At 61.1% G+C, this 22044-nt stretch carries 25 protein-coding genes; 10 read left to right on the top strand and 15 right to left on the bottom strand.

Annotated features, from left to right (window positions below):
• Positions 1-79: 79 nt before the first annotated feature.
• From QKE52_RS04580 to QKE52_RS04590, 3 genes are all read right to left on the bottom strand, one after another.
• Positions 80-1096, bottom strand: coding sequence for an ABC transporter permease (locus QKE52_RS04580; protein WP_347948249.1), 1017 nt, complete (start codon positions 1094-1096; stop codon positions 80-82).
• Positions 1096-1674 (bottom strand): ATP-binding cassette domain-containing protein, encoded by a 579-nt coding sequence (locus tag QKE52_RS04585; RefSeq protein ID WP_347948250.1) that lies wholly within the window; start codon positions 1672-1674, stop codon positions 1096-1098. Before QKE52_RS04585 ends, QKE52_RS04580 begins: the two co-directional genes overlap by 1 nt.
• Positions 1675-2081: 407 nt before the next feature.
• Positions 2082-2921: an NAD(P)-dependent oxidoreductase gene (locus QKE52_RS04590; protein WP_347948251.1), complete on the bottom strand. Its 840-nt coding sequence runs from the start codon at positions 2919-2921 to the stop codon at positions 2082-2084.
• 73 nt (positions 2922-2994) lie between these two features.
• On the opposite strand from QKE52_RS04590, the gene QKE52_RS04595 reads away from it, so the two are divergent.
• Complete coding sequence (locus QKE52_RS04595) at positions 2995-3309, top strand: SMR family transporter (protein ID WP_070669568.1); 315 nt, start codon at positions 2995-2997, stop codon at positions 3307-3309.
• 136 nt (positions 3310-3445) lie between these two features.
• On the opposite strand, the gene QKE52_RS04600 is transcribed toward QKE52_RS04595, so the two are convergent.
• From QKE52_RS04600 to QKE52_RS04620, 5 genes are all read right to left on the bottom strand, one after another.
• The gene (locus QKE52_RS04600; RefSeq protein WP_284807303.1) at positions 3446-4171 is read right to left on the bottom strand and encodes a hypothetical protein; all 726 of its coding nucleotides are present in this window, start codon (positions 4169-4171) and stop codon (positions 3446-3448) included.
• A gap of 141 nt (positions 4172-4312) precedes the next feature.
• The gene (locus QKE52_RS04605; protein ID WP_347948252.1) at positions 4313-5608 is read right to left on the bottom strand and encodes an ABC transporter permease; all 1296 of its coding nucleotides are present in this window, start codon (positions 5606-5608) and stop codon (positions 4313-4315) included.
• Positions 5605-6279, bottom strand: coding sequence for an ABC transporter ATP-binding protein (locus QKE52_RS04610; RefSeq protein ID WP_347948253.1), 675 nt, complete (start codon positions 6277-6279; stop codon positions 5605-5607). The genes QKE52_RS04605 and QKE52_RS04610 overlap by 4 nt, the downstream gene beginning before the upstream one ends.
• Positions 6276-7883, bottom strand: a complete 1608-nt coding sequence (locus QKE52_RS04615; protein ID WP_347948254.1) for an HlyD family efflux transporter periplasmic adaptor subunit — start codon at positions 7881-7883, stop codon at positions 6276-6278. The genes QKE52_RS04610 and QKE52_RS04615 overlap by 4 nt, the downstream gene beginning before the upstream one ends.
• Positions 7884-8027: 144 nt before the next feature.
• Positions 8028-8534 carry a hypothetical protein gene (locus QKE52_RS04620; RefSeq protein ID WP_347948255.1) on the bottom strand — a complete coding sequence of 169 codons (507 nt, stop codon included), beginning with the start codon at positions 8532-8534 and terminating at the stop codon, positions 8028-8030.
• A gap of 204 nt (positions 8535-8738) precedes the next feature.
• On the opposite strand from QKE52_RS04620, the gene hemL reads away from it, so the two are divergent.
• The 7 genes from hemL to QKE52_RS04655 all read left to right on the top strand — a co-directional run bounded on the left by hemL (position 8739) and on the right by QKE52_RS04655 (position 15186).
• On the top strand, positions 8739-10076 hold the full coding sequence (gene hemL, locus QKE52_RS04625) for a glutamate-1-semialdehyde 2,1-aminomutase (protein ID WP_347948256.1): 1338 nt from the start codon (positions 8739-8741) through the stop codon (positions 10074-10076).
• A gap of 32 nt (positions 10077-10108) precedes the next feature.
• The gene (locus QKE52_RS04630) at positions 10109-10717 is read left to right on the top strand and encodes a histidine phosphatase family protein (RefSeq protein WP_204099037.1); all 609 of its coding nucleotides are present in this window, start codon (positions 10109-10111) and stop codon (positions 10715-10717) included.
• Positions 10717-11316 carry a TlpA disulfide reductase family protein gene (locus QKE52_RS04635; RefSeq protein WP_347948257.1) on the top strand — a complete coding sequence of 200 codons (600 nt, stop codon included), beginning with the start codon at positions 10717-10719 and terminating at the stop codon, positions 11314-11316. Before QKE52_RS04630 ends, QKE52_RS04635 begins: the two co-directional genes overlap by 1 nt.
• The gene (locus QKE52_RS04640) at positions 11313-12131 is read left to right on the top strand and encodes a cytochrome c biogenesis CcdA family protein (RefSeq protein ID WP_347948258.1); all 819 of its coding nucleotides are present in this window, start codon (positions 11313-11315) and stop codon (positions 12129-12131) included. The genes QKE52_RS04635 and QKE52_RS04640 overlap by 4 nt, the downstream gene beginning before the upstream one ends.
• A 14-nt stretch (positions 12132-12145) precedes the next feature.
• Positions 12146-13777 carry a cytochrome c biogenesis protein ResB gene (locus QKE52_RS04645; protein WP_347948259.1) on the top strand — a complete coding sequence of 544 codons (1632 nt, stop codon included), beginning with the start codon at positions 12146-12148 and terminating at the stop codon, positions 13775-13777.
• A 125-nt stretch (positions 13778-13902) separates the two neighbouring features.
• Positions 13903-14919 carry a c-type cytochrome biogenesis protein CcsB gene (gene ccsB, locus QKE52_RS04650; RefSeq protein ID WP_039673531.1) on the top strand — a complete coding sequence of 339 codons (1017 nt, stop codon included), beginning with the start codon at positions 13903-13905 and terminating at the stop codon, positions 14917-14919.
• Entirely contained in the window at positions 14920-15186 is a 267-nt protein-coding gene (locus tag QKE52_RS04655) for a helix-turn-helix transcriptional regulator (RefSeq protein WP_070537506.1), read from the top strand.
• Here QKE52_RS04655 and QKE52_RS04660 read toward each other — a convergent pair.
• Entirely contained in the window at positions 15183-15476 is a 294-nt protein-coding gene (locus QKE52_RS04660; protein WP_347948260.1) for a hypothetical protein, read from the bottom strand. The genes QKE52_RS04655 and QKE52_RS04660 overlap by 4 nt on opposite strands.
• A 43-nt stretch (positions 15477-15519) precedes the next feature.
• Here QKE52_RS04660 and QKE52_RS04665 point away from each other — a divergent pair, with 43 nt between their 5' ends.
• Complete coding sequence (locus tag QKE52_RS04665) at positions 15520-15861, top strand: DUF4229 domain-containing protein (RefSeq protein WP_347948294.1); 342 nt, start codon at positions 15520-15522, stop codon at positions 15859-15861.
• A gap of 6 nt (positions 15862-15867) precedes the next feature.
• Here the strand turns inward: QKE52_RS04665 and QKE52_RS04670 are convergent, their stop codons facing one another.
• The 5 genes from QKE52_RS04670 to QKE52_RS04690 are packed head-to-tail and all read right to left on the bottom strand — an operon-like array spanning position 15868 to position 20096.
• Positions 15868-16752, bottom strand: a complete 885-nt coding sequence (locus tag QKE52_RS04670) for a 1,4-dihydroxy-2-naphthoate polyprenyltransferase (RefSeq protein WP_347948261.1) — start codon at positions 16750-16752, stop codon at positions 15868-15870.
• 5 nt (positions 16753-16757) lie between these two features.
• Positions 16758-17612: a metal ABC transporter permease gene (locus tag QKE52_RS04675; protein ID WP_010189755.1), complete on the bottom strand. Its 855-nt coding sequence runs from the start codon at positions 17610-17612 to the stop codon at positions 16758-16760.
• Entirely contained in the window at positions 17609-18463 is an 855-nt protein-coding gene (locus tag QKE52_RS04680; RefSeq protein WP_010189752.1) for a metal ABC transporter permease, read from the bottom strand. The genes QKE52_RS04675 and QKE52_RS04680 overlap by 4 nt, the downstream gene beginning before the upstream one ends.
• The gene (locus QKE52_RS04685) at positions 18460-19170 is read right to left on the bottom strand and encodes a metal ABC transporter ATP-binding protein (RefSeq protein WP_010189751.1); all 711 of its coding nucleotides are present in this window, start codon (positions 19168-19170) and stop codon (positions 18460-18462) included. Before QKE52_RS04685 ends, QKE52_RS04680 begins: the two co-directional genes overlap by 4 nt.
• Entirely contained in the window at positions 19170-20096 is a 927-nt protein-coding gene (locus QKE52_RS04690; RefSeq protein WP_070521016.1) for a zinc ABC transporter substrate-binding protein, read from the bottom strand. The genes QKE52_RS04685 and QKE52_RS04690 overlap by 1 nt, the downstream gene beginning before the upstream one ends.
• 107 nt (positions 20097-20203) lie before the next feature.
• Here QKE52_RS04690 and QKE52_RS04695 point away from each other — a divergent pair, with 107 nt between their 5' ends.
• Complete coding sequence (locus tag QKE52_RS04695; RefSeq protein ID WP_046647781.1) at positions 20204-20893, top strand: metal-dependent transcriptional regulator; 690 nt, start codon at positions 20204-20206, stop codon at positions 20891-20893.
• Here the strand turns inward: QKE52_RS04695 and menE are convergent.
• Positions 20890-22038: an o-succinylbenzoate--CoA ligase gene (gene menE, locus QKE52_RS04700; protein WP_347948262.1), complete on the bottom strand. Its 1149-nt coding sequence runs from the start codon at positions 22036-22038 to the stop codon at positions 20890-20892. The genes QKE52_RS04695 and menE overlap by 4 nt on opposite strands.
• Positions 22039-22044: the final 6 nt, after the last annotated feature.

Raw genomic sequence — 22044 nt, forward strand, 5'->3', positions numbered from 1 at the left:
AATCCACCTTCGAGTAAGTCGCGTAAAAGAGTGACGTCGAATTAGGAATGAATCTTCATGCCTGAAAGACTAGCCCCGGCTAATACCCCAGCGCAAGGGCCGCCACGCCAAAGCCGAGAGCACCGCGGGCAATGTAGTGCAGCACCTCGGGGGAGAAGGAGACGCCGAAGCCGCCGCTATCCAGCATGGACATGCTGTCTACCCTTGCCGGGCGGGAGCGCTTAAACGATGCCCAGCTAAGACCGGCGATGATGAGCGCCACTGCGATGGCGGAAAGATTCCACACCAAGAGGAGGACACCGGCACCAAGGAGTGCCGTGCCCACGGAAGCTATAAGGGGAAGGCCCCAGTCGGGCCATGCATCGTCGCTGACGCGGCCGAAGGAGGCGGCGCGCCCAACCGCCGCACCGATGATGCTCCACGCAGACATGAATCCGACGATAGCCAGCGCCCCGAGCTGCGGGGCGAACCCCAACGACAAGCCGAGGGCCGCGAGCGCACCGACGCCGATGTACCACCGTCGTCCCAAACGACGGAAGAAGAGACCCGCTAACGTGGAGGGCGCATGGGCGCGACGAGGAATCCACGCGGATTGGCTCGCAATGGCATCAGAGGTGACCTCCGAATCGAGAAGGCCTAGGCCAGAACCGCCGACCAGGCGCGTGCGCCCAGCGCTGAGAAGCGAAGCCAGCGTGAACGAGCGCCACCCCACGACGAAACGCAGGGCCGGGACTGCCAGCGCGAACCACGGGGATAGCCCGGTGGACACGCAGATGCCGAGGCCCAAGACCCCGAAGCCGATCAGCTGCGTCCATGTGATCCAGTCCGTACCACGGAGCTTGCCGCGCGGGCGATCAGCGTAGACCCAGCGTTCCCGCGACAGCGCGCGCAGGGGATAGAGAGCCTCGGTGAGCACCATAAGCGCGAGCAGTCCCACGATGCCGGCAATCGGGGCGACGCTAGTTAGCGCGATGCGGGCCGGGATGATAGGCAGGACTGCGCCGACTGCTTGCCAGACTGTGTAACCGAAGCCGAAGACGATGCCGGCGAGGATGAGATACCAAATGCCATCACCCAGCCGTGATAGCGCGCGCATCACAGCTGCACCACCTCGTCGCAGGCCTGGGTGATGGTGTCGGAATGCGTGGCCACGACGATGCAGCGCTCCTCCTCGTCGGCTAGGTAGCGCAATTCGCTTGCGAGGAACTCGGTCCAGGTGGCGTCGAGGTGGCGCTCGGGTTCGTCGATAAGCACTGCGCGTGCCGGCTGGTATAGCTGCGCGGCCAAGAATACGCGCTGGCGCTGGCCCGAGGACAGGCGCGAGGCTGGGTGCGGAAGGAGAGGATCGAGTGCCCAGAGTTCGCAGAGCTTGGCGACGTCCACCCCTGCCGCCTTCCCTATCAAGTCCAGGTGCTCACCCACGGTGAGATCGGGGAGAAAAACCGGCTCGGCCACCGTAACCACAGCACCGGGCTGCTCCTTCGTGCCGACGGGATGGCCGTCACACTGCACTGAACCATCAAGAGGCGCAAGCTCCCCGCCGAGCGTTGCGAGCAACGTGGACTTACCCGAACCATTGGGGCCAGCAAGGCCATAAATGTGGCCTGAGGCGAAGTTCTTCTCAAGGTGTCCAAGGGGCGTGGAATGCCCATAATCGGCGTCGATGGAAAGCATTGCTGGGCAGCGATCTCCTTACATTGTGTGACAAGACAATAGTTAAAACTTATTGATGAAGTTTAGCAAAACGCACGCCCTGAACGTTGTTCTCGAGATGGGAAACGCCCTTGGGATTGGTGTTATGAGCTGCTAAAATGAGGTCAATTAAAGCTGGTAACTCGGGAGGGTAGCAATGTCGAAGCCGATTCAAGTTGAAAGCAATAGTAGCGACCGTGATCCGTTAGCGCTGAGTGATGCTGCCCTACGTTTGGCAGGCCACGATGTAACGGAGGAGCATGTTCGGCAATTGGCGCGCGAAGTGGCCGCAGGGACATTATCCGCCGACGAAGCAATCGCTCGTGTTCGGCGGGCTTCGCTGAAGTAGAGCGAGAGTTCGTCGGAAAGCGCAGCACCTAGGTGCGGGCCTAGCCCTTGTTGCGGAAGACGAAGATGGAGGAGAAATCCTGGTCGCCGTGGCCCATGGCCTGCTGCTCCTCAAAGCGCTGAATGACGGCGGCGAGGGCCGGGAGTGGCTTGTTGGCGGTCATCTCCATGAGCTTGGCGTCCTTGCACAGGGCGTCCACGGTGAAGTCGCCCGGAGTGGTGTTGCGCTCGCCGGTGATGAATGGGCCCTTCATGTTCTTCATGAAGGCGAGGCCGGTGATGTCGAGCATCTCGAGGATGACTTCAGAATCAAGGCCTTCGGACTCGCCAAGCTGAAGAGCCTCGAGCAGACCCTCTGCAGTGACGGCGAGGGCCAGGTTGGCCAGGAGCTTGCCGATTGCCGCGGTGGCGGCGGATTCGACGCCGATGAGCTTGTTCTCGTCGGCCCAGAGCTCGGCAATGGTCATGGCGAGCTCGCGGCGGTCGTCGTCAGGCGTGCCCACATAGACGCCGAGTTTTCCCTCACGCGCCGGGTCCAGCGAGCCGACGACGGGTGCATGGACGTACGTTTCCACCGCGGCAGCGAATTCACGGGCGGCATCGGGGGAGATGGTCGTGGTGTCGATCCAAGTCACGCCCTCTGGGATGAGATCGGTCTCGATGATTTGCTCGCGGATGTCATCCGGGCCGAAGAGAGAGGTAATGATGACCTCTGCGCCCTCTACGGCGGCGGAAGGGGAATCAGCAAGAGCGGAACCGGCATCAACTAGCGGTTGTGCGCGCTCGGCGGTGCGGTTCCAAACAGTGAGCTCATGGTGGTCGAGGAGGTGTCGGGCGAGCTCGGTACCCATGCGGCCAGTACCCAGGAATGCAATCTTCATGCCGCCCAGTGTGCCATCATTGTGGGCAGGTTCGCCGCGATTCCTGCGAGCCCCGGACGAGGAAGGCTGAGAAATGGCGTGGTTTGTGTTGATTTTCTCCGGGGCCTTCGAAGCTGTGTGGGCGGCGGCACTAGATAAATCGGAGGGCTTTAGCCGCCTGTGGCCGTCGGTCGTTTTCTTCGTTGCCTGCGCCATCTCCATGGGTGGTTTGGGTTGGGCCATGAAGTTCATTCCCGTGGGCACAGCCTACGCGGTGTGGGCAGGTGTGGGCGCGGTCGTTACCGTGGTTTATTCCCTCGCCACGGGGCAGGAGGCAGCCACGGTGTGGAAGGTGCTGTTCCTGGCCATGATTGTTGGCGGAATTGTGGGCCTGAAGGTGGTGCATTAGGAGGCGTCGTCGAGTGAGACGACGTAGGAGAATCGATAGATCGGTGAGTGGACACCTATGTACTTGCGTAGTAGGCTTCTGGATATCAAGCCGTAAGGCAAATAGGCTCTGGCCCCAGCGATGCTGGGGCCATCTTTTATTTCGCTGGGAATTGCTTTAGCGCTTCAGGAATCCACCGTTCCGAGCGCATCCAGACGCCCATTTTGGGATTTATGGCCTTAACTAGCTCGATAGAGAATTGATGGGTCTTCTCTAGTTTGGGGATGTCTTTAATGAGCGGGCGACGGTGCGTCGCTCGGTTGCGCATGTCCTTTACCAGCATTGCGTACTGCTGGAATTCAACTCGGTTTAGTTTGTGAACATGTGGTTCGAGAGCCTCATTCCAGAGAATCACTCGTGGGTTTTTGTTTCCAGCGTGAGGTTTAGGTAGTAGGTGAACCCATATACCGAAGGTCAAACCTGCAACATAATCATCGTGACTCGGTGGGCTGAAGGGGCTCTCACAATGCGCTAGGTCCGCAAGCCGACTGCGGCCTTCCGGTAGCACAAGTTGAGTAAGCGGTGCTTCTGGGTGTTCCAACCAGTCTGGCGAGCCATTTCTAGGAGGCGAGGAGTTCCACTCTCTAAATCTTGAATCGATAAAGTTGCGCAAGAGAACCTCAACTTCACCAGTTGTTCTGTCAACAACAGATGCCATGAAGCCATTCCAAACATAAAGATGAGCTGCGAGTATATCGATGTCGGTACCGGTGTCTCCGTGCTGTTTAGCCAAGTTGAGGTAGGTGCTTCGGCGAGGCAACGGCAATGCGCCAAGTATGGTCTCTGCTTCAGAATGACCCAGTTCCTGCTGTATGAGTTTCATGAGTGCCTCTTGATAGTGGAAGTACCGGCAAGAGGGGGGCTGGAAATGCGGAGAGCTCAGACACACACCGCTTATCCAATATGGAGTCCCCCCGAACTTTTGGGCTTCAGAATACCTGATTAGTCGGGAGGATGAGTGGAATCATTCGTAGCGCAGCGCCTCAATCGGGTCCAGCTTCGCTGCCTTTCCGGCAGGGTAGTAGCCGAAGAAGAGGCCAATAGCCAGCGAGAAGAGCAGCGAGAGGATGACTGCCCACAGCGGTGGTGCCACGAGCGCGCCGATGGCGGCTGCGCCCGCCATGCCGGCGGCGGAGCCGATGGCGATGCCGATGAGACCACCGATGAGGCAGACGACGATGGCCTCCGTGATGAATTGCATGCGGATATCGCGGCGGCGTGCGCCAAGCGCCTTGCGGATGCCGATTTCGCGGGTGCGCTCGGTGACGGTGATGAGCATAATGTTCATCACGCCGATGCCTCCGACGAGCAGCGAGATGCCGCCGATGGCCGCGAGCACCAGGCTCATCGTGGTGAAGATCTGGTTCAGGGACGCGAGGTCATCGCTGAAGTCGCTCACCTTCACCATGTAGTCCGTGTTGTCCTCGTAGTAGCTATCGAAGACGCGCTGCAGGTTGCTGGCAACCGTGGCCTTGTCCAAGTCCGGGTTGCCGCGAACGGTGACCTCGCTGAACGCGGTGCCGGCACCGGGGGAATCGGAAAGCTCGGCCTCAAGTGGGTAGGGGATAAAAGCGTATTGGCTGGGGCCGCCGCCCACCAGAGGTCCGGTCTGAGGCTCTTCAAAGACGCCGATGACGGCCAGCTCAATCGGGGAGGCCTCGTAGGTTTCGAAGCTTACGTATTGGCCAATGGCGTCTTCAGGAGCGCCGAAAAGCTTGGCTGCCGTTTCCTTATCCAGCATGGTTACTGACCGGCTGGAATCGATATCATCCTCGTTGAGGAAGCGCCCAGCCACGATGGAATAGGATGAGCCCGAGACATAGTCCGGGTTAGTGGGGCGGAGGAGAAGATTGGCGGTCTTTTCCCCGGATTGGTCCTCGACCACGAGGGTGCCGGAATAAGAACTGTATTCGCCGATATTGATGCCGGCGATCTGATCCCCCATGACCTCTTTAGCGCGATCCAGCATGTCCGGGGTGAGCATCGAGGACTCGTCTTCGACGAAGCCGCCACCCATGAAAGGATCATCGGCCTCTTCCTCTTCGCCTTCCTCTGGGCGCTCCTTGACCTGGACGGTGAAGTTATTGGCGCCCACCTTGTCCAAGTCCTTTTGCACGGAAGACTGCAAGGAGTGGCCCAGCGTGACGATGGCGATGACCGCAGCGATGCCGATGATGACGCCCAAGAGTGTTAGCGCCGAGCGCATCTTGTTGGTGCGCAGGCTCGTCAGCGCCATCTTGGTGGATTCAGCGAAATTCATGACAGAACACCGTCCTTCATCGTGACGGTGCGGCTGCACTCATCAGCCAATTCCGGGTTGTGAGTAATGAACAAAATGGTCTTTCCATGCGTGCGGTGCAGTTCGTGGAATAAGTCCATGACCATACGTCCCGTCTGCGAATCCAGTGCGCCGGTGGGCTCGTCCGCTAGGAGAATATCCGGCTGGTTGGCCAAGGCACGGGCCACAGCCACGCGCTGCTTCTGACCACCGGAGAGCTCATTGGGGAGGTGGTTCATGCGGTCGCCCATGCCGACCATCTCCAAGAGGTTCTGTGCACGCTGGGTGCGCTCGTGGGCGGAAACACCTGCATAAACCATGGGCATCTCCACGTTCTTCAGCGCGGACATACGGCCGATCAGGTTGAAGTTCTGGAAGATGAAACCGATTTTTTGGCCGCGGAAGGAGGCCAGTTTGTCGTCGCCAAGCGCCAGTGCATCCACGCCAGCCAGGTGGTACTCGCCGGCGGTGGGGCGGTCGAGCAGGCCGATGATGTTCATGAGCGTGGACTTACCGGAACCAGACTGGCCCACCACGGCCACGAACTCGCCTTCCTCAACTGAGAAATCCAGGCCGGGGATGACGGTCAGCTCGCTATCGAGGCCCTCGTTGAAGCGTTTGACAATGCCCCGCATCTCAATGAGGCGGCTCATGCGTTCTCATCCGCGCCGGAGACGGAAGCTGCTTGGCCGACCATGTCCTTGTACATATCGGCCTGGGTGATGACGGTATCGCCTTCCTTCACGCCGGAGGCGATAGCTGCGGCGAAGGCCGACTCAGTGGCTACAGTGACCGTGCGGGCGTGGATTTCGCCATTCTCCACAACGAGGACGGACTTCTTTCCGTGGTCCTCAAAAATGGCGGATAACGGCACGGTGATGGCGTTCTTGTTTTGTTCCGTGATGATCTTGGCCTTCGTGGTGGAGCCTAGGCGCAGGCCCTCGCGGTTACCTTCGACGCGGATATCCACCGGGAATTCGGGTTTGGAGGATCCGCCACTGCCACCTTTGCTGGAGGACCCAGCGCCGGATTCAGCGGCCATGGGCTGCTCAGCAGTGGGGGAGATGAAGGTGACCTTTCCCTTGTATTCCTTGCCAGGGCTCGACGGCGTGGTGAACGTGACTTCGTCGCCGACCTTGATCTGTGCGATGTCGCCTTCCTTGACGGTGGATTTCACCAACAGGGTGGAGTCGTCGGCCACAGTGAGGATGGGGCCCTCAGCGGGCATGCCGGCTTGACCGTTGACGGCGGTGATGACACCAGCCAACGGGGAGCGCAGATCGGCCTGGGAGAGCCTGTATTCGAGTGGCCCATTTTCCTTGGCGTTGCTGGCGCTTGCCGACGTCGCCGTTTCCACCGCATGGTTCACCGCTTGGGATTGGGAGGCGATTTGCTGCTCGATGGCCAGGTTGCTGGCCTGCAGTGCACGTTCGGCATCCGACACTGCCTGGTAGGAGGCCGAGGTGGCGCGCTGTTGCTCGCCGAGCTCGCGGTCGATGCCGCGGAGGACGCGGTGGTAGGAATCTTCGGTGTTCTTAAGCTGGCGCTCGGCTTCTGACACGGCCTCGTCAGAGTCGAGGTAGCTCAAGATAGCACTGGCGGTCTGAACGCCAGAGGGATCTTCAGCGGCAGTGCCAATGGAGGCGAGCGCTGACTGGAAGGACTTCGACTCGGCGTCGCGCACCCCATTGCGTGCTTGGTCCACGGCAGCGCGGGCTTCCGCAACTTCGGGGCGGTCGCCCTTGGTAGCGAGGGCTTCATCGAGCTTTTTCTGCGCTTCGGCGTACTCAGTCTGCGCCGAATTAACGGCGGACTGGGCACTGTTGACCTCAGGATTGAGGCCTTGGTCGAGGGAGTCTTGTAGCTGGCGCAGCTGCAGCTGGGCGTCCTCGATCTGGTGGACGGACTCCAGCTTGCTTGCCTCCTGCGCGGTGCGCTGTGCCTCGAGCTCGCGCTCGGTGTCGGTGGTGTCCATACGTCCCAGCAGTTGCTGGGCGTCGACGCGGTCACCGACCTTGGCGTCGAGGGACTGGATAGGGCCCGTGAGGGAGGTCGTCAGGGAAAGCTCGCGTTCAGCGGCTACCGTGCCGGTTGCGGACACCGAGCTGATGAGGTCCTCTTTGGCCGCAGTGGTGACGTCGGCGGCAGTCAACTGGATATCAGAGGAACCACTGGTGAGCGCGTAGTAGCCACCACCGCCGGCGAGGAGAACCGCCGCGAGGGCGCCTGCTGTGATGCCGAGAGCTTTCTTGTTCATGTATCCCTAACCTTTACGCCGTGAATGAAAAACCGGATTTAGGTTAACTCTAGTAAGCACTCCTTGTCATGCACGGCGGGGGAATATCGGAGGTAGATCAGGGTATACCCCTAGAGGTTTGTGGGCTATGCGGTGTAGTGGCGTTTAGAAAGGCACGTCGATGTAAATGTCCTCCGCCTTGGGCAGAGGTGGCAGCTTGGGGAGTTGGTCAAGGCCATCCTGAACTTCTGGCGGGATCGGGATAGATGTTGGTACACGTGGTGGCTCCGGGAGCTCTAGTTTGGGCTTGCGGCGCTGCGGTGGCGCGGGACGCGGAGCCGGTGCATGAACGGTGACGGTGGCCACCTGTGGCGAAGGCACGTGGGTAGGCGAAGGTGCTGCAGCTGGTGTCTCGACTGGCGGCTCGGCTGCTGGCGGTGCGGGTGGCTCCTCGTCGTCATCAGGCGTCGGCGCTACGGACGTGGTGTCGCCGAAGCGCGTGACGGGTTGGGGCGCAGCACCCGGCTGCCAAGAATCTGTGGCAATTCCAGCGGCCGGTGAATGGCCAGCAGTGGACGTGGGCTGATCTGGTTCAGTGGATTCCGTCTGCGCCGTAGCGCAGGAAGCGAGTGGAAGACAGGCAAGAATAATGAGAATGCGGCGCGTGGCCATGTGGATCCCCCTCGGTGTAAGGCTCGTCCGCAGCGCACCCCCTGTGCGAAGGACGAGTCATAAGACTGTGGTTGTGCTGCCAGCATAGCGGTACTGGGGTAACGCTGCAGGATGAGAACAGGACAGTGAGAGGATGAAGCGTCTGGGTAGGAGGATAACTACTGGCAGGGACTCAAACTTTTGTATAGGGCTAAAACCGATACAATGTGGGCTATGCCTAACTCTAGCCAGCAGAATTCCTCCCAAAACACGACTCAGTCCGCCCAGTGGTTTGACCGCGCCACCAAGGTCACCCCAGGTGGTGTGAATTCCCCGGTCCGTGCCTTCGGCTCCGTGGGCGGCCAAGCCCGCGTTATCGCCCGCGGCGAGGGATCCCGTTTGTGGGATATCGATGGCAACGAATATGTCGACTTGGTGAGCTCCTATGGCCCGATGATTCACGGTAACGCTCACCCCGCCATCGTGGAGGCAGTGCAGAAGGCGGCTGCCGATGGCCTCTCCTTTGGCGCGCCGACTGAGGGCGAGACGCTGTTGGCGGAGCGCATCGTGGAGCGCACTGCCGCTGAGCAGGTCCGCCTAGTTAACTCTGGTACTGAGGCAACGATGTCTGCTGTGCGCCTTGCCCGCGGTTTTACTGGCCGCGCGAAAGTCCTCAAGTTTGAAGGCTGCTATCACGGACACGTGGATGCGCTGTTGGCGTCGGCAGGCTCCGGCGTGGCTACTTTTGCGCTGCCGGATTCCCCGGGCGTGACTGGAGCCTCGGCTGCCGATACCATCGTCGTCCCGTACAACGATCTCGATGCCGTGCGCGAGGCTTTCGCTGCGCATCCGGGGGAGATTGCCTGCATTATCGCTGAGGCTGCTGCCGGCAACATGGGCACGGTTGCACCGCAGGAGGGTTTTAATGCGGCACTCAAGGAGATCGCGCATGCCGACGGCGCCCTGCTTATTCTCGACGAAGTCATGACCGGCTTCCGCACCTCCCACAAGGGCTGGTTCGGTGTCGATGGCGTGGCTGGTGACTTGGTGACCTTCGGCAAGGTGGTCTCCGGCGGTCTGCCGGCAGCTGCCTTCGGCGGCCGCGCTGATGTCATGGCATCGCTGGCGCCGGCAGGCCCCGTCTACCAGGCAGGAACGCTTTCCGGAAACCCGGTCGCCATGGCCTCCGGTCTGGCGTCTTTGGAGTTGGCCAACGAAGAGCTCTACCCGCGCCTGCAGGCCAATGCTGACCGCCTTACCGGTCTCATCACTGAGGCACTCGATGCCGCCGGCGTGGCGCACCACATTCAGCGAGCAGAGTCGATGTTCTCCATTCGCTTTGCGGAGGGCCAAGGCCATAACTTTGCCGACATGCAGGCGGCCGATACCTGGCGTTTCGCGCCTTTCTTCCACGCTCTGCTGGAGGGCGGTGTGTACGTTCCGCCGTCAGCTTTCGAGACCTGGTTTGTGTCCGATGCGCTGACGGACAATGATTTTGAGGTAATCGAGGCCGCGCTGAAGCCTGCCGCCCAGGCCGCCGCTAGCGCGCAGCGCCCGCAGTAAATCAACCACTACGAGGGGATACCACCAGGCTTATGTCCACCACTATCGTCCACTTCGTCCGCCACGGCGAGGTCTACAACCCGGACAAGATCCTCTACGGACGCATCCCGGGATACCACCTATCCTCCCGCGGACATTCCATGGCGGCACGCACCGCGCAGGCCTTCGAGGGCCACGACGTCACCTACCTGGCGGCATCGCCGCTGCAGCGCGCGCAGGAAACTGCGCAACCGATTGCGAAGGTGACGGGGCTTGAGGTGGACGTCGATAAGGGCGTCATCGAATCCGGCAACCGTTTCGAGGGCCTGCGCACCAAGGGCTGGAACTCACAGCTGTGGAACCCGCAGCGCTGGCCGCTCATGGTCAACCCACTCAAGCCCTCGTGGGGCGAGCCTTTCGAGCAGATTGCCGCGCGCATGATGGATGCCGCCGAGCGCGCCCGCGCCAAGGCTGAGGGCCATGAGGCCATCGTGGTGTCTCACCAGCTGCCCATCGTGATGGTGCAGCGCACTGTGTTGGGCAAGCGCCTGGCTCATGCGCCGTGGGACCGCGAATGCGACTTGGCCTCGGTGACCTCGCTGGTCTACCGCGACCGCGAGATCGTGGACATCTTCTATTCCGCGCCCGCGCAGGATATCTAATGAAACATCTGAAAAGCGGCATTGCCGTTGTTCTCGCTGCCCTGTTGCTTGCGGGCTGCTCGCAGAGCGAGGAGAATTCGCAGAACGCAGTGGCCTCCGGCGGCACCTTCCAGTTCATCTCTCCCGGTGGTCAGACCACCATTCGTTATGACGAAGCTGACCGCAAGCCGCTGAAGGATTTCTCCGGTGAGGATTTGCGGGATGAGTCCACAACGATTCGCCTATCTGATTTCAAGGACCAGATCGTCGTGCTCAACTCCTGGGGTCAGTGGTGCGCGCCGTGTCGTTCCGAGTCGGATGACCTGCAGGCAGTTCACGCAGAACTACAGAAGCGCGATATCGGCACCGTGCTGGGTATCAACGTGAAGGACTTTAATCCGGAGATTTCCCGGGACTTCATGGCTGATAACGGCTTGGAGTACCCGTCTATCTACGATCCGCCCTTCAAGACGGCCGCGGCCCTCGGTGGTGTACCGACGTCCGTGGTGCCCACCACCATCGTGCTGGATAAGCAGCACCGCCCGGCGGCAGTTTTTCTGACTGAGATTACGGAAGAGAAGGTGCTCGAGGTCGTCGACGAGCTGGAGAAGGAACAGTGATCCTTGCCGCCGATGGGGTAGGGCAGAGCTTTGCCGACGCCGCCGCAGCCGGCCCCCTTCTCCTAGGAATTCTGGCCGCTGCCGCGGCGGGGTTGGTGTCTTTTGCCTCGCCCTGTGTGATTCCGCTGGTTCCCGGCTACATGTCCTACCTCGCCTCCGTGGTCGGCGGTGAGGTGAGTTATGACGAGGAGTTGGGGGTGGGCGTCGGCAAGCGCAGGCAATGGGCCGTCGTCGCTGCCGCAGCACTGTTTGTGCTGGGCTTTACCGTCGTCTTCGTGCTCGCCACGGTGTCCGTCTTCGGTGCCATCTCGGCGCTGAGGCTCAATGCGAACATCCTCATGCGCGCTGGCGGCATCATCACCATCCTCATGGGCGTGGTGTTCATGGGCGTGGTTCCGGTGCTGCAGAAGGATACGCGCATGACGCCGAAGCGCTGGACCACCTGGCTCGGCGCCCCGCTGCTCGGAGGAGTGTTTGCGCTGGGCTGGACTCCCTGCCTAGGGCCCACGCTGGCTGCCATCCTCTCCGTGTCTGCAGGCACTGAGGGCACGACGGCGCTGCGCGGCACCATCCTCATCATTGGATACTGCCTGGGCCTGGGCCTGCCCTTCCTGCTCGTGGCACTTGGTTCGGCCAAAGCCATGCGCACCATTTCCTGGATGCGCAAACACTCCCGTGCCATCCAGATTATTGGTGGCATCGCCATGATCCTCGTGGGCCTAGCCTTGCTGACCGGCCTGTGGGAGAGCTTTATCAACGCCATCCGCCAGTGGACTGTGTCATGGTCTGAGTCCAACGGCACGACGCTGATTTAAGGAGAGATTTTTTCGTGAGGTACATCCGCAAGGCCTGGCACTGGCTGACCAGCATGCGCACCGCACTAGCGCTGCTCTTCCTGCTGGCCATCGCCGCGATCCCGGGATCCCTCCTGCCGCAGCGTGCCCTCAACGAGAGCAACGTCGATGACTTCATCGCAACCAACGGCAAGGTGGCGGAAATCTACGACAAGCTACAGCTTTTCGATGTTTTCTCCTCCGTCTGGTTCCAGGCCATCTATGTCCTCCTCATGTTGTCGCTCGTGGGCTGCATCATCCCGCGCTCCTGGGACCACTACAAGGCATGGAAGACCCCGCCTACGCGCGCACCGAAGTACCTGGAAAAGATGCCCCTCAACGCCACCGGGCACTCAGAGAAGTCCCCGGAGGAGATCGCCGCGGCAACGACGACCATGCTGAAGAAGTGGCGCGTCTCGGAGGTATCTCCGGAGGAGGACCGCGCAGGTGCGCAGTCTTTCTCTGCGGAGCGCGGTTATGCCCGCGAGCTGTGCAACCTCATCTTCCACATCGCGCTCGTGGCCATCCTGCTCACCATGGCGGCCGGCCGTCTGGTCACCTACGAAGGCCAGGTCATCGTTGTCACGGAAAAGAACTCACGCGGTGAGACCCAAGAACAGACGCAGTCCACGGAGTTCTGTAACACCTCTACCTCGGTGTATGACTCCTTCCGTGCAGGCCCGCTTTTCGACGGCACCGGGCTCCACCCCTTCTGCTTCCTGGCGCACGACTTCACCGCGGACTACCTGCCGAATGGCCAGGCAGAGATGTTTACCTCCAACGTGTCCTATGCTGCTGGTGACGATATTTTCACCGACCCGGAGACCTGGGAGGACTACGAACTCCAGGTCAACCATCCGCTGCGCATTGAGAACAACCGCGTCTATCTCCAGGGCCACGGTTTTGCACCGACGATGACGGTGGAGTGGCCGAATGGCGAAAAACGCACGCAGACCATTCAATTCCAGCCCAACGACATGACCTACTTCCTGTCCTCGGGCGCGATGCGCTTCGACCCGCCCGCGGGCATGTACCCGGACCTGTATGAACGCCGCCAAAACCAGATCGCCATCCAGGGGCTCTTTGCCCCTACTGCTGAGTGGTCGGGCGAAAACGGAAAACTCCTGCAGTCTTCCTTCCCAGCAATGAATGATCCGGCCGTGGCTATCGATATCTATCGCGGCGATGCCGGCCTAGACACGGGACGTCCCCAGAGCTTCTTCTCTCTTGACCCGAGTCTCCTCCAGTCGGGCCAGCTGCAGAAGATTGACCGCGTCAACCTCACCCAGGGCGAGTCAGTCACGCTCGATGACGGTACGAAAATCAGCTTCGACGGTGCCTCCGAGTTTGCGAACTACCAGATTTCCTATGACCCCTTCCAGGGATGGGTCCTGGTGTCCTCGCTCATTATGTTGGTCTCCCTCGTTGGTTCTTTGGTGATTAAGCGCCGCCGCGTGTGGGTACGTATCCGCCCGGCAGCTGATGGTGGAACCGACATTGAGATGGGTGGCCTTGCCCGCACCGACCGCGCCGGCTGGTCTGAAGAGTTCTACGCGTTGCACCGCGAGCTTCTCGAGCTGCCGGACCCGGATGAGGTTGAGGAAGACGTGCTGTATTCCGCCGACTAAAGGTGAGCAACCTATCAGTCAAAAGTTGGATACCGCCAGGGAAGAGGGGTAGCCTTATGAGCACTATTCATCTCTCCGTTGAGTGAGCACTTTCTTGAGCATTGTGAAGGCAAGGTTTCTCATCCATGCAGATTGATCAGAATCTGTCCAACTTCTCCGACATCGCCGTCCAGACCGCGTTCGTCATCTACGCCCTCGCGCTGGTGTTGTCCTTGGTCTACTACGGCCGTATGCAGGGCATCATTGAGGGCCTGCGCGCGCGTTCTGCCGCCGTGGCCCAGCAGCGCGAGCTGGCTACCGTCGGCGGCCCGGCAGGGGACGCGGTGCTTGGCGACGCCCCCTCGGCCGGCCTTAGCGAGGACGCCGACCTTGCCAAGAAGCAAGAGAAGGCCGACAAGCTCGGCGGAATGACGCAGATGCTGCTGTGGCTGGGTATTGCCCTGCACCTAGCGGCGATTGTGTTGCGTGGCTTGGCCACCAGTCGATTCCCGTTTGGCAACCTCTACGAGTACGTGCTCATGGTGACTGCCGGCGTCATGGTGGTGGCGACCATCGCGATGCAGCGCAAGGAGTGGCGCACCCTGTGGCCATGGCTGCTGACCCCGATCCTGGCGCTCATGTTCTACGGCTCCACGAAGCTGTATGCGGAGTCCGCCCCCGTCGTGCCGGCGCTGCAGTCTCACTGGCTGCCCATCCACGTCACCGTGGTTTCGCTTGGTGCCTCCATCGGTATCGTCTCCGGTATTGCCTCCTTGCTCAGTGTGCTGCGCGTGCACCAGGGCAAGGGAAGAGAGCATGGTTTCTTCGGTGCGATTGCCCGCCCGCTGCCCTCAGCAAAGAAGTTGGATCAGCTGGCTTACCGCCTAGGAGTGGTGACCCTGCCGACTTTGGGTCTGGGTATTGTGCTGGGCGCTATTTGGGCGGAGTCCGCGTGGGGCCGCTACTGGGGTTGGGACCCGAAGGAAACTGTCTCCTTTGCCACCTGGATCCTCTACGCTGCCTACCTGCATGCCCGCGCCACCCCGGCGTTTCGCAAAGCTGCCCCGTACCTCAACATCGCGGCGATGCTGTTGATGGTCTTCAACCTGTTCTTCATCAACATGGTTGTCTCCGGCCTGCACTCCTACGCGGGGCTGAACTAAATGGCGGATACACATAAACCCCGGCACAAACAGGGTAAACCGGCTGGCGATAACCCGCAGCTCATTGCTTTAGGTGATGTCTTTGCTGAGCGACGCCGCGAGTTAGGCATTCTGCAGCAGGAGTTAGCTGAGAAAGCCGGTCTGTCGCGCTCTACCTTGCACACCATCGAGCACGGCGGCTCCGGTGTGCGCTGGGAGAAGATTGCGGCGGTGGCGGAGGCCCTCGACCTGGAGATGACGTTTACGCCTAAGACACCAAAGAACTAGTTGTCTTCCCCGGTAGCGTCAGGGTCTTCCGGCTTCTGAGGCTTGGGTGCGCGCCGGCGGCGCTCTTCTTCTTCTTTGCGCTGTGCCTCGCGCTCTTTCGCGCGGCGCTCTTTGAAGCGCTGCTTTTCCAAGTTCCAGAGGAACTCTTCGTCATCATCGGGGCCCTTGATTGCGGGGCGCTGCGGCTGCTGTTGCTGCTGCGCCTTATTCTTCCAGCTGGATGGCCCAAATGCCTTCCACACGAGAAGTGCCACGAGGATAAACAGGACTAGTAGTATCAAACGACCCATGCGTTGTATTCTACGGAATGCCCGCGAAGCAGAAGTGAGAATGATGAGCCAGACAGACAACATGACCAACGAGTCCCAGATCCCTGAGCCACCCCAGCCGGACCCGGCGCTCAAGCGCCGCTCACGTGTGGCTCTGTGGAAGTATGGTGCCGCCCGCCTGGTGCTCTTCATCCTGCTGACCGTGGTGATTCAGCTGCTGTCGATGGCTATTGGTGTGGCCATCCCCGTGCTGGTGTCGGCTCTGTTGGCGTTGTTCGTGGCGCTGCCGCTGTCGATGCTGATCTTCTCCTCGTGGCGCGTGGAAGCTACCCAGACTCTGGCGGAGTATTCCGCACAGCGCAAGGCCCACAAGGAGTGGGTACAGGCAGAACTGGCTGGCCGCTAAAAGCAGTTAGACAAAGGCAAGCGCTAGGGCGTTAATGATTGCCCACACCAGCATTGCGCGGCCAGTCATGCCGAGCACCGGGATGAGTTTGGGCCCGCGCGCACCGCGGTTGACGGTGCGGATAGCGCCTAGTGCGAGGGGGAAGTAGAGCAAAGAGGCCAGCGCCGCCCAGGAATCGAAGGCCAGGCCCACGGTAAGCAGCACTGGGAGCAGCAACAGGGTCATGAATAGCGTGCGGGACTTCTTATCACCCAGGCGCACAGCCAGGGTGATCTTGCCGGTGGCCTCATCGGAGGGGATGTCGCGGATGTTGTTGGCCAGGTTTACCGCGGCACTCATACCGCCGATGCCCACGGCCAAGGCAAGGCCCGTCCATGTGATGCGGCCGGCCTGCGTGTACTCGGTGCCGAGGACTGCGACGAGGCCGAAGAAGATGAAGATGGCAACCTCGCCCAGCCCACGGTAGCCGTAGGGGTTCTTGCCGCCGGTATAGAACCAGGCGCCAGCGATACACACGGCGCCGACGAGGATGAACCAGGCCGCGTTGGCAGCTAGGGAGAGCGAAATGCCGGCGATGGCCGCCACGCCGAAGGAGACGAAGGCGGCGAACTTGACGTGCTGTGGTTTGGCCAGCCCGCCCCCGGTAAGCCGCTGGGGGCCGGTGCGGTCATCATCGGTGCCGCGGATGCCATCGGAGTAATCGTTGGCGTAATTCACGCCGATGATAAGCGCCCAGGCCACGATGAGCGCCAGCAACGCCCGGCCCCAGTGCAGGCCGTGGGCCGCGGCAGCGGCACCGGTACCAGCGATAACGGGAGCAAAGGCATTGGCCCAGGTGTGCGGGCGAGCACCCTGGAGCCAATCGGCAGGAGTGGCGGAAAAGGCAGACATGCTCACTATTGTGCCACTGGTGTGGTGTGCTGCGGCAATGAGCTGGTGCGTTGGCGAAAGCGGTAGATGATGAGCACTGCAACGAAAATAACGGCATTGGTGACTGTCATTGCGGCAGAGGTAGCCGCGTCAAGGACATAGGCAACCCAAAATCCCACGACCGCGCTGATAGCGGCAACGCCACAGGCGGTCAACACCAGCGTGGGCACGCGCTGAGTAAGCAGCCGCGCGGTCATCGTCGGGAATACCATGAGAGCGATGACCAGCATGGCACCGGCAGCGTGAAAGGCGGCGGTGGCGGTGCAGGCAACCACGGTCATAAATATGATGTGAAGAACGCGCGTGGGCACCCCGCGTGCGGCACAAAAATCGGCGTCAAAAGTCGTGGCGGATAAACGCGGCAGTGTAAGGGCGAGGAAGAGAGCATTGATACCCAGCACTGCGGCCATGATGTAGCAATAGTTGGGATTGGAGAAGGCCGCGAGGTTGAGATCACCGACGAGAACGGCGTGGACATCAAGGTGCACGTGGCTCATGTGCGTAGAAATCAGGATGACTCCGGCGGCAAACAGGGCGGGAAAGACCAATCCGAGGGCGGAATCAGCAGTCACCAGCGGGCTGCGCTGTAGTGCGTCAGTTCCCAACGCCACCACCAAGGCGCCAGCGGCCGCGGTAACGAGCAAGATGGGTGAATCTAGATCTGCGGTAAAGAGGTAGCCGACGGCAATTCCGGGAAGGACGGCATGGCCGATGCCGTCGATAAGCATGGCCTGGCCTTTGAGGACAACAAAGGTGCCGGGGATAGCACAGGCCAAGGCCGTCAGAACGGCAAGGAGACAAGCGGTCGCGGCGAGGGTCATGAGGCTAGCTTTCTACTGGTGAGGCTGATAGTGACGAGCGCCGCCTGAGCCAGGACGATGACCGGACCGGTGGGCAGCGGGCCGTGCGCAATGGAGACATAGCAGCCGAGAGCAGCGGTGGCCGCGCCGAAGAACCCGGAGAGCGCGATGAAAGGTAGCAAGCGCGTGGTCCAGGGGCGGGCAGCGGCGGCAGGGCTGATGACCACGGCGACCATGAGCACTACGCCGACGACTTTGACGCCGAGCACCGTGATGGCGGTGAGGGCGAAGAAACTAGCCGCGTTGAGGAACGAGGTGCGGATGCCGGCTACCTGGGCAAAACTTGAATCAAAAGTGACTGCGGCCTGCCGGGTGTGAATGAGGAAAAGAAAAAGCAGCACGCAGCCACCGATGATGAGTGTGGACCGTACATCCGCGCGAGTGAGCGTGGAGGCATTTCCCAGCAAATAATCCTGGATTCCGGCCTTGCCAGGCAATGGTCGGCGGGAAATATACTGCATGAGCAGCATTCCCACCGAGAAAAATGTGGTTAGCGTGGCCGCCATCGCAGTGGTTTGCCCCAGGGGAGTTAACCGCGGGATGAGGTGAATGCACCCCACCGCGAGGGTTCCGGTGAGCAGGGCGCCGCAAGAAAGAAGCCAGACATTTCGCCCGTCCCAGCCAATGGCGGTGGCCACGAGGAAGGCGGTGAGCAGTCCAGGCAGGGAAGAATGCGAGATGGCATCGGCCAGCAGGCTGGTGCGGCGAACATATACCAGTGGGCCTAGCGCGCCAGCGCAGCCACCGATGAGCACGGTGCCCAGGAGTGCCTGGGTATAGGTGTAGTTCTGAAGAAGCTCGAGTGGGTTCATGATGGCAGGGAAAACATGTCGGCAATGGCGGACTCGGTAAGTACCTGCTCGGTGGGGCCAGCAGCAATGAGCCGGCCGTGGCCGACCATGAGGACCTCATCGCAAAAGTCGGCGACCTCCGCCAGGTTGTGATGCACCAGCAGGATGGTCACGCCGTTCTCGCGCAGTTCCTTGAGTACATCCATGATGGCGCGCTGACTCGCGGCATCGACACCAGCGAAGGGCTCGTCGAGGATGATGAATTCCGGCTCGCTAACGAGCGTGCGCGCCAACAACACGCGCTGGCGCTGACCACCAGACAGGGCGGAAATCGGCAGCTGCGCGTGTGCCTGCATTCCGGTGCGGGAAAGCGCGGCGTGAGCGGCGTCTTTGTCAGCGCGGCTGGGCCACTGCCACCAGCGCAGCCCGGCGGTGCGGCCCATCAGGGCGATGTCGAAGGCGGTGGCAGGGTAATTCCAGTCGATATCCGCATGTTGTGGCATATATCCGAGACGCTGCCGAAAATGTGCCAGATCGACGCCATCGAAGGTCATCGACCCGCAGGCTAGAGGCGGAAGGAGCCCTACCAGCGTGCGGACCAGAGTAGACTTTCCCGACCCGTTCGCACCCACCAGCCCGGTGATAGTCGCGGGGGTGAGGGTGAAGGAGGCGTCGTGAAGCACCGGCGTGCGGGGATAGCCGGCGGTGAGGTTTCCTACGCTGAGCATTAGCTTAGTGCTTTCGCCACGGCGCTAGCGTTATGTTCGAAGGCTCCGAGGTAGGTATCGGTTGGGGCTTCCGGGCCGAGGGTATCGGCAAAGAGCTCTTCATCCGAGATGGTGACTGTCCAGTTGCGGGTTTCTACGGCTTCCTTGAGAGAAGTGATGGCCTGTGGGTTCGCCTGGTTATCTTGGAAGATAACGGGGACCTTCTTCTCCGCGATCGTATCCGCGAGCTCGGAGATCTCAGTGGCGGACTTGGTGGCTTCGGTGGTCACGAAGTCGGTGGCTTGGACTTCAAAGTCGAAGGTCTTGCCGAAGTAGTTGAAGGCGTCATGGCCGGTGATGAGGACGCGCGGGGAGGCGTTTTCGAGTTCCTTAGCCGCTTTGTCATGCGCGGCTGCAATCTTGTCTTCATATTCATCGGCGGCCGCGGCATAGTCTTCGGCATTGTCAGAGTCGATTTCGCCGAGTTTGGTGCCGATGTGATCGACGACCTGGCTCCACAGCTCGGGGCTATTCCAGATGTGCGGGTCGTAGAGTTTTTCGCCCTTGTCACCTTGCTCGGGCCACGGCAGAAGGTCAGCAGTATCGAGCTGTTCGCCGACAGCTAGCTGCTTCTCACCGAGGGAGGAGAGCTGGTCCACCATTTGCGCCTCGAGGTGAAGGCCATTCCAGAGGACGAGGTCGGCGTCCTGCATCTTTTCAATATCGCGCGTGGTGGGCTGGTAGGTGTGCGGATCGCCGCCGGGACCGACCATGGTGGTGATGTCGGCGTCCGGGGCGATATTGGCGGCCGCATCAGCCAAGTAACCAGTCGTGGCGAAGATCGTCAGATTGTCGTCCTGGGCTTCGGCGGAGTCGCTGCTGGTGCAGGCAGTCAGCGCGGTGGCAGCCACGAGGGAAGCGAGGGGAAGCGCAATAAGTTTCTTCACGGGAAACCTCTCTTATTAAAAGTGAATGTCGATGTTCAATAGATTGAACTTGAAAGAGCATAAGTCCTGAAACCTTTGGGAGCAATAGGCTGAACTACGATGGGGGTATGCACATCAGTGAGCTGCCCGAACGCACCCAGGATTACCTCAAGATCCTCTGGACCTATGAGGAGAAAGAGGGCGCTAATACCGCGATGCCGCTGGGGGACCTAGCTAAAGCGGCGGGGCAGAAGCTGCCCACCACGTCGGAGGCGGTCAAGCGCCTGGCCGCGAAGGGGCTGGTGGAACACGAACGCTACTTCGGTGTTCGGCTTGTTGAGGAAGGCCGGCGGCTGGCTGTGGCAATGGTGCGCCGGCATCGGCTCCTGGAAACCTTCCTCGTGCGCACTCTGGGCTATACCTGGGATGAGGTGCACGATGAGGCAGAAATGCTAGAGCACGCGACGTCCGACAGGCTCGTTGAACGTCTTGATTCTTTCCTGGGCAACCCCGCCCGCGATCCGCATGGTGATCCCATACCTGCCCCGGATGGCACTGCCGAGCCGGTCTCGCGCATTACGCTTATCGACGTCCCCGCGCAGACCCCCGTCACCGTGGAGCAGGTCACTGACGCTGATGGCGAATTTTTGCGCTACCTGGATAAATATGGAGTGCGGCCGGGAGTAGAATTGACCGTCGTTGCCCCTTCGGTTGCGGGTGTGCTCGAGGTTGCCGTCGATGAAGGTTCACACTTCCCCCTCGGGGAATCCGCTGCGCGCGGCATTGCCGTACGCAGCTTTGGCGAAGCGGAGGCTTAGCTGTCCCACATGCGGGCGACGGCGAGGCGGTCAACCTTGCCGGGACCGGTGGTGGGGAGCTGGGCCAGGCGCTTGAAGTCCTTGGGGATTTGCCACCGGGGAAGGCCACTATCGTCGAGAGCCACAAGGATATCGCCGACATCCGCCCATCCGGTATAGGCAGCGACGATCATCTGTCCCAAGCGTGGGTGGGGGATGCCGACCACGCACACGCCGTCCACTCCCGGCACGCGAAGGATGTGCTGCTCGAGCTGCTCTGGGTGGAGCTTGAGCCCGCCGGTGTTCAGGATGTTGTCGAGGCGCCCGGTGACGGTGAGGTGGCCGTCGTGAAGCGCGCCGGCGTCGGAGGTAGCAAACCACGAGGTGCCGGACTCATCGACCACGAAGGCATCTGAGTCCACGTTTCGATAGCCCTGCGCAATCATGGGCCCGCCAAGGTAAATGCGCCCCTCGTCGCCGATGCGAACAAGAGCGCGATCGAGGGGACGGCCGTTGTAGACGCATCCACCGGAAGTTTCTGAGGAACCGTAGGTGGTGACGATATTGATGCGCAGCTTTTTCGCAGAGTCCAATAGTTGCGGGTGGGTGGCAGCACCTCCGACGAGGATGGCATCAAAGGTGCGCAGGGCCTCGATTCCTTCTAGCGAATCCATGGCCTTGGCTAGCTGCATCGGGGTCAGGCCCGTGTATGAGCGATCCCCAGTGGCGGCCAGCTCGTGCGCGGCGCGGGCGAAACTGGGGATGGAAAAACCTTCCGACAGGTCAAGGCAGAGCGGCTCCACGCCCGCGACGAGGGAGCGCACCAATACCTGGATGCCCGCGATATGGGAGGCGGGCATGGCTAGTAGCCACTGACCGGTGCCGCCTAAAGTCCGGTGCGTGGCATCGGCACTAGACACCAAGTTGGCGGCCGTGAGTTGCGCGCCCTTCGGTGTGCCCGTGGACCCAGAGGTGGCCACGACGAGTGCGATGGAGGAGTCAATAGGTTCTCCTGCGCGCATGTGGTTGCGCAGCAGCTGCGCGCGGGTGCGGTCCTCCGCCGGAATGGGCAGGAAGGTGGCTTGTCCTGCGATGGCCGCTTCCAGATCAGGGAGGATGGCGGCAGGGTCACGCGGATCGACGGGCAGAGGAGAGAGGAAAGTCACGGTTAG

Origin of the sequence: Corynebacterium sp. c25Ua_47 (assembly GCF_039907205.1) — a bacterium.
Classification (GTDB): domain Bacteria; phylum Actinomycetota; class Actinomycetes; order Mycobacteriales; family Mycobacteriaceae; genus Corynebacterium; species Corynebacterium hiratae.

What these genes read in the sequence shown, in the direction of transcription:
- QKE52_RS04580 (WP_347948249.1), bottom strand. Translation starts at nt 1,096, where the DNA reads ATGCGCGCGCTATCACGGCTGGGTGATGGCATTTGGTATCTCATCCTC.
- QKE52_RS04585 (WP_347948250.1), bottom strand. Translation starts at nt 1,674, where the DNA reads ATGCTTTCCATCGACGCCGATTATGGGCATTCCACGCCCCTTGGACAC.
- QKE52_RS04590 (WP_347948251.1), bottom strand. Translation starts at nt 2,921, where the DNA reads ATGAAGATTGCATTCCTGGGTACTGGCCGCATGGGTACCGAGCTCGCC.
- QKE52_RS04595 (WP_070669568.1), top strand. Translation starts at nt 2,995, where the DNA reads ATGGCGTGGTTTGTGTTGATTTTCTCCGGGGCCTTCGAAGCTGTGTGG.
- QKE52_RS04600 (WP_284807303.1), bottom strand. Translation starts at nt 4,171, where the DNA reads ATGAAACTCATACAGCAGGAACTGGGTCATTCTGAAGCAGAGACCATA.
- QKE52_RS04605 (WP_347948252.1), bottom strand. Translation starts at nt 5,608, where the DNA reads ATGAATTTCGCTGAATCCACCAAGATGGCGCTGACGAGCCTGCGCACC.
- QKE52_RS04610 (WP_347948253.1), bottom strand. Translation starts at nt 6,279, where the DNA reads ATGAGCCGCCTCATTGAGATGCGGGGCATTGTCAAACGCTTCAACGAG.
- QKE52_RS04615 (WP_347948254.1), bottom strand. Translation starts at nt 7,883, where the DNA reads ATGAACAAGAAAGCTCTCGGCATCACAGCAGGCGCCCTCGCGGCGGTT.
- QKE52_RS04620 (WP_347948255.1), bottom strand. Translation starts at nt 8,534, where the DNA reads ATGGCCACGCGCCGCATTCTCATTATTCTTGCCTGTCTTCCACTCGCT.
- hemL (WP_347948256.1), top strand. Translation starts at nt 8,739, where the DNA reads ATGTGGGCTATGCCTAACTCTAGCCAGCAGAATTCCTCCCAAAACACG.
- QKE52_RS04630 (WP_204099037.1), top strand. Translation starts at nt 10,109, where the DNA reads ATGTCCACCACTATCGTCCACTTCGTCCGCCACGGCGAGGTCTACAAC.
- QKE52_RS04635 (WP_347948257.1), top strand. Translation starts at nt 10,717, where the DNA reads ATGAAACATCTGAAAAGCGGCATTGCCGTTGTTCTCGCTGCCCTGTTG.
- ccsB (WP_039673531.1), top strand. Translation starts at nt 13,903, where the DNA reads ATGCAGATTGATCAGAATCTGTCCAACTTCTCCGACATCGCCGTCCAG.
- QKE52_RS04655 (WP_070537506.1), top strand. Translation starts at nt 14,920, where the DNA reads ATGGCGGATACACATAAACCCCGGCACAAACAGGGTAAACCGGCTGGC.
- QKE52_RS04660 (WP_347948260.1), bottom strand. Translation starts at nt 15,476, where the DNA reads ATGGGTCGTTTGATACTACTAGTCCTGTTTATCCTCGTGGCACTTCTC.
- QKE52_RS04665 (WP_347948294.1), top strand. Translation starts at nt 15,520, where the DNA reads ATGAGCCAGACAGACAACATGACCAACGAGTCCCAGATCCCTGAGCCA.
- QKE52_RS04670 (WP_347948261.1), bottom strand. Translation starts at nt 16,752, where the DNA reads ATGTCTGCCTTTTCCGCCACTCCTGCCGATTGGCTCCAGGGTGCTCGC.
- QKE52_RS04675 (WP_010189755.1), bottom strand. Translation starts at nt 17,612, where the DNA reads ATGACCCTCGCCGCGACCGCTTGTCTCCTTGCCGTTCTGACGGCCTTG.
- QKE52_RS04680 (WP_010189752.1), bottom strand. Translation starts at nt 18,463, where the DNA reads ATGAACCCACTCGAGCTTCTTCAGAACTACACCTATACCCAGGCACTC.
- QKE52_RS04685 (WP_010189751.1), bottom strand. Translation starts at nt 19,170, where the DNA reads ATGCTCAGCGTAGGAAACCTCACCGCCGGCTATCCCCGCACGCCGGTG.
- QKE52_RS04695 (WP_046647781.1), top strand. Translation starts at nt 20,204, where the DNA reads ATGCACATCAGTGAGCTGCCCGAACGCACCCAGGATTACCTCAAGATC.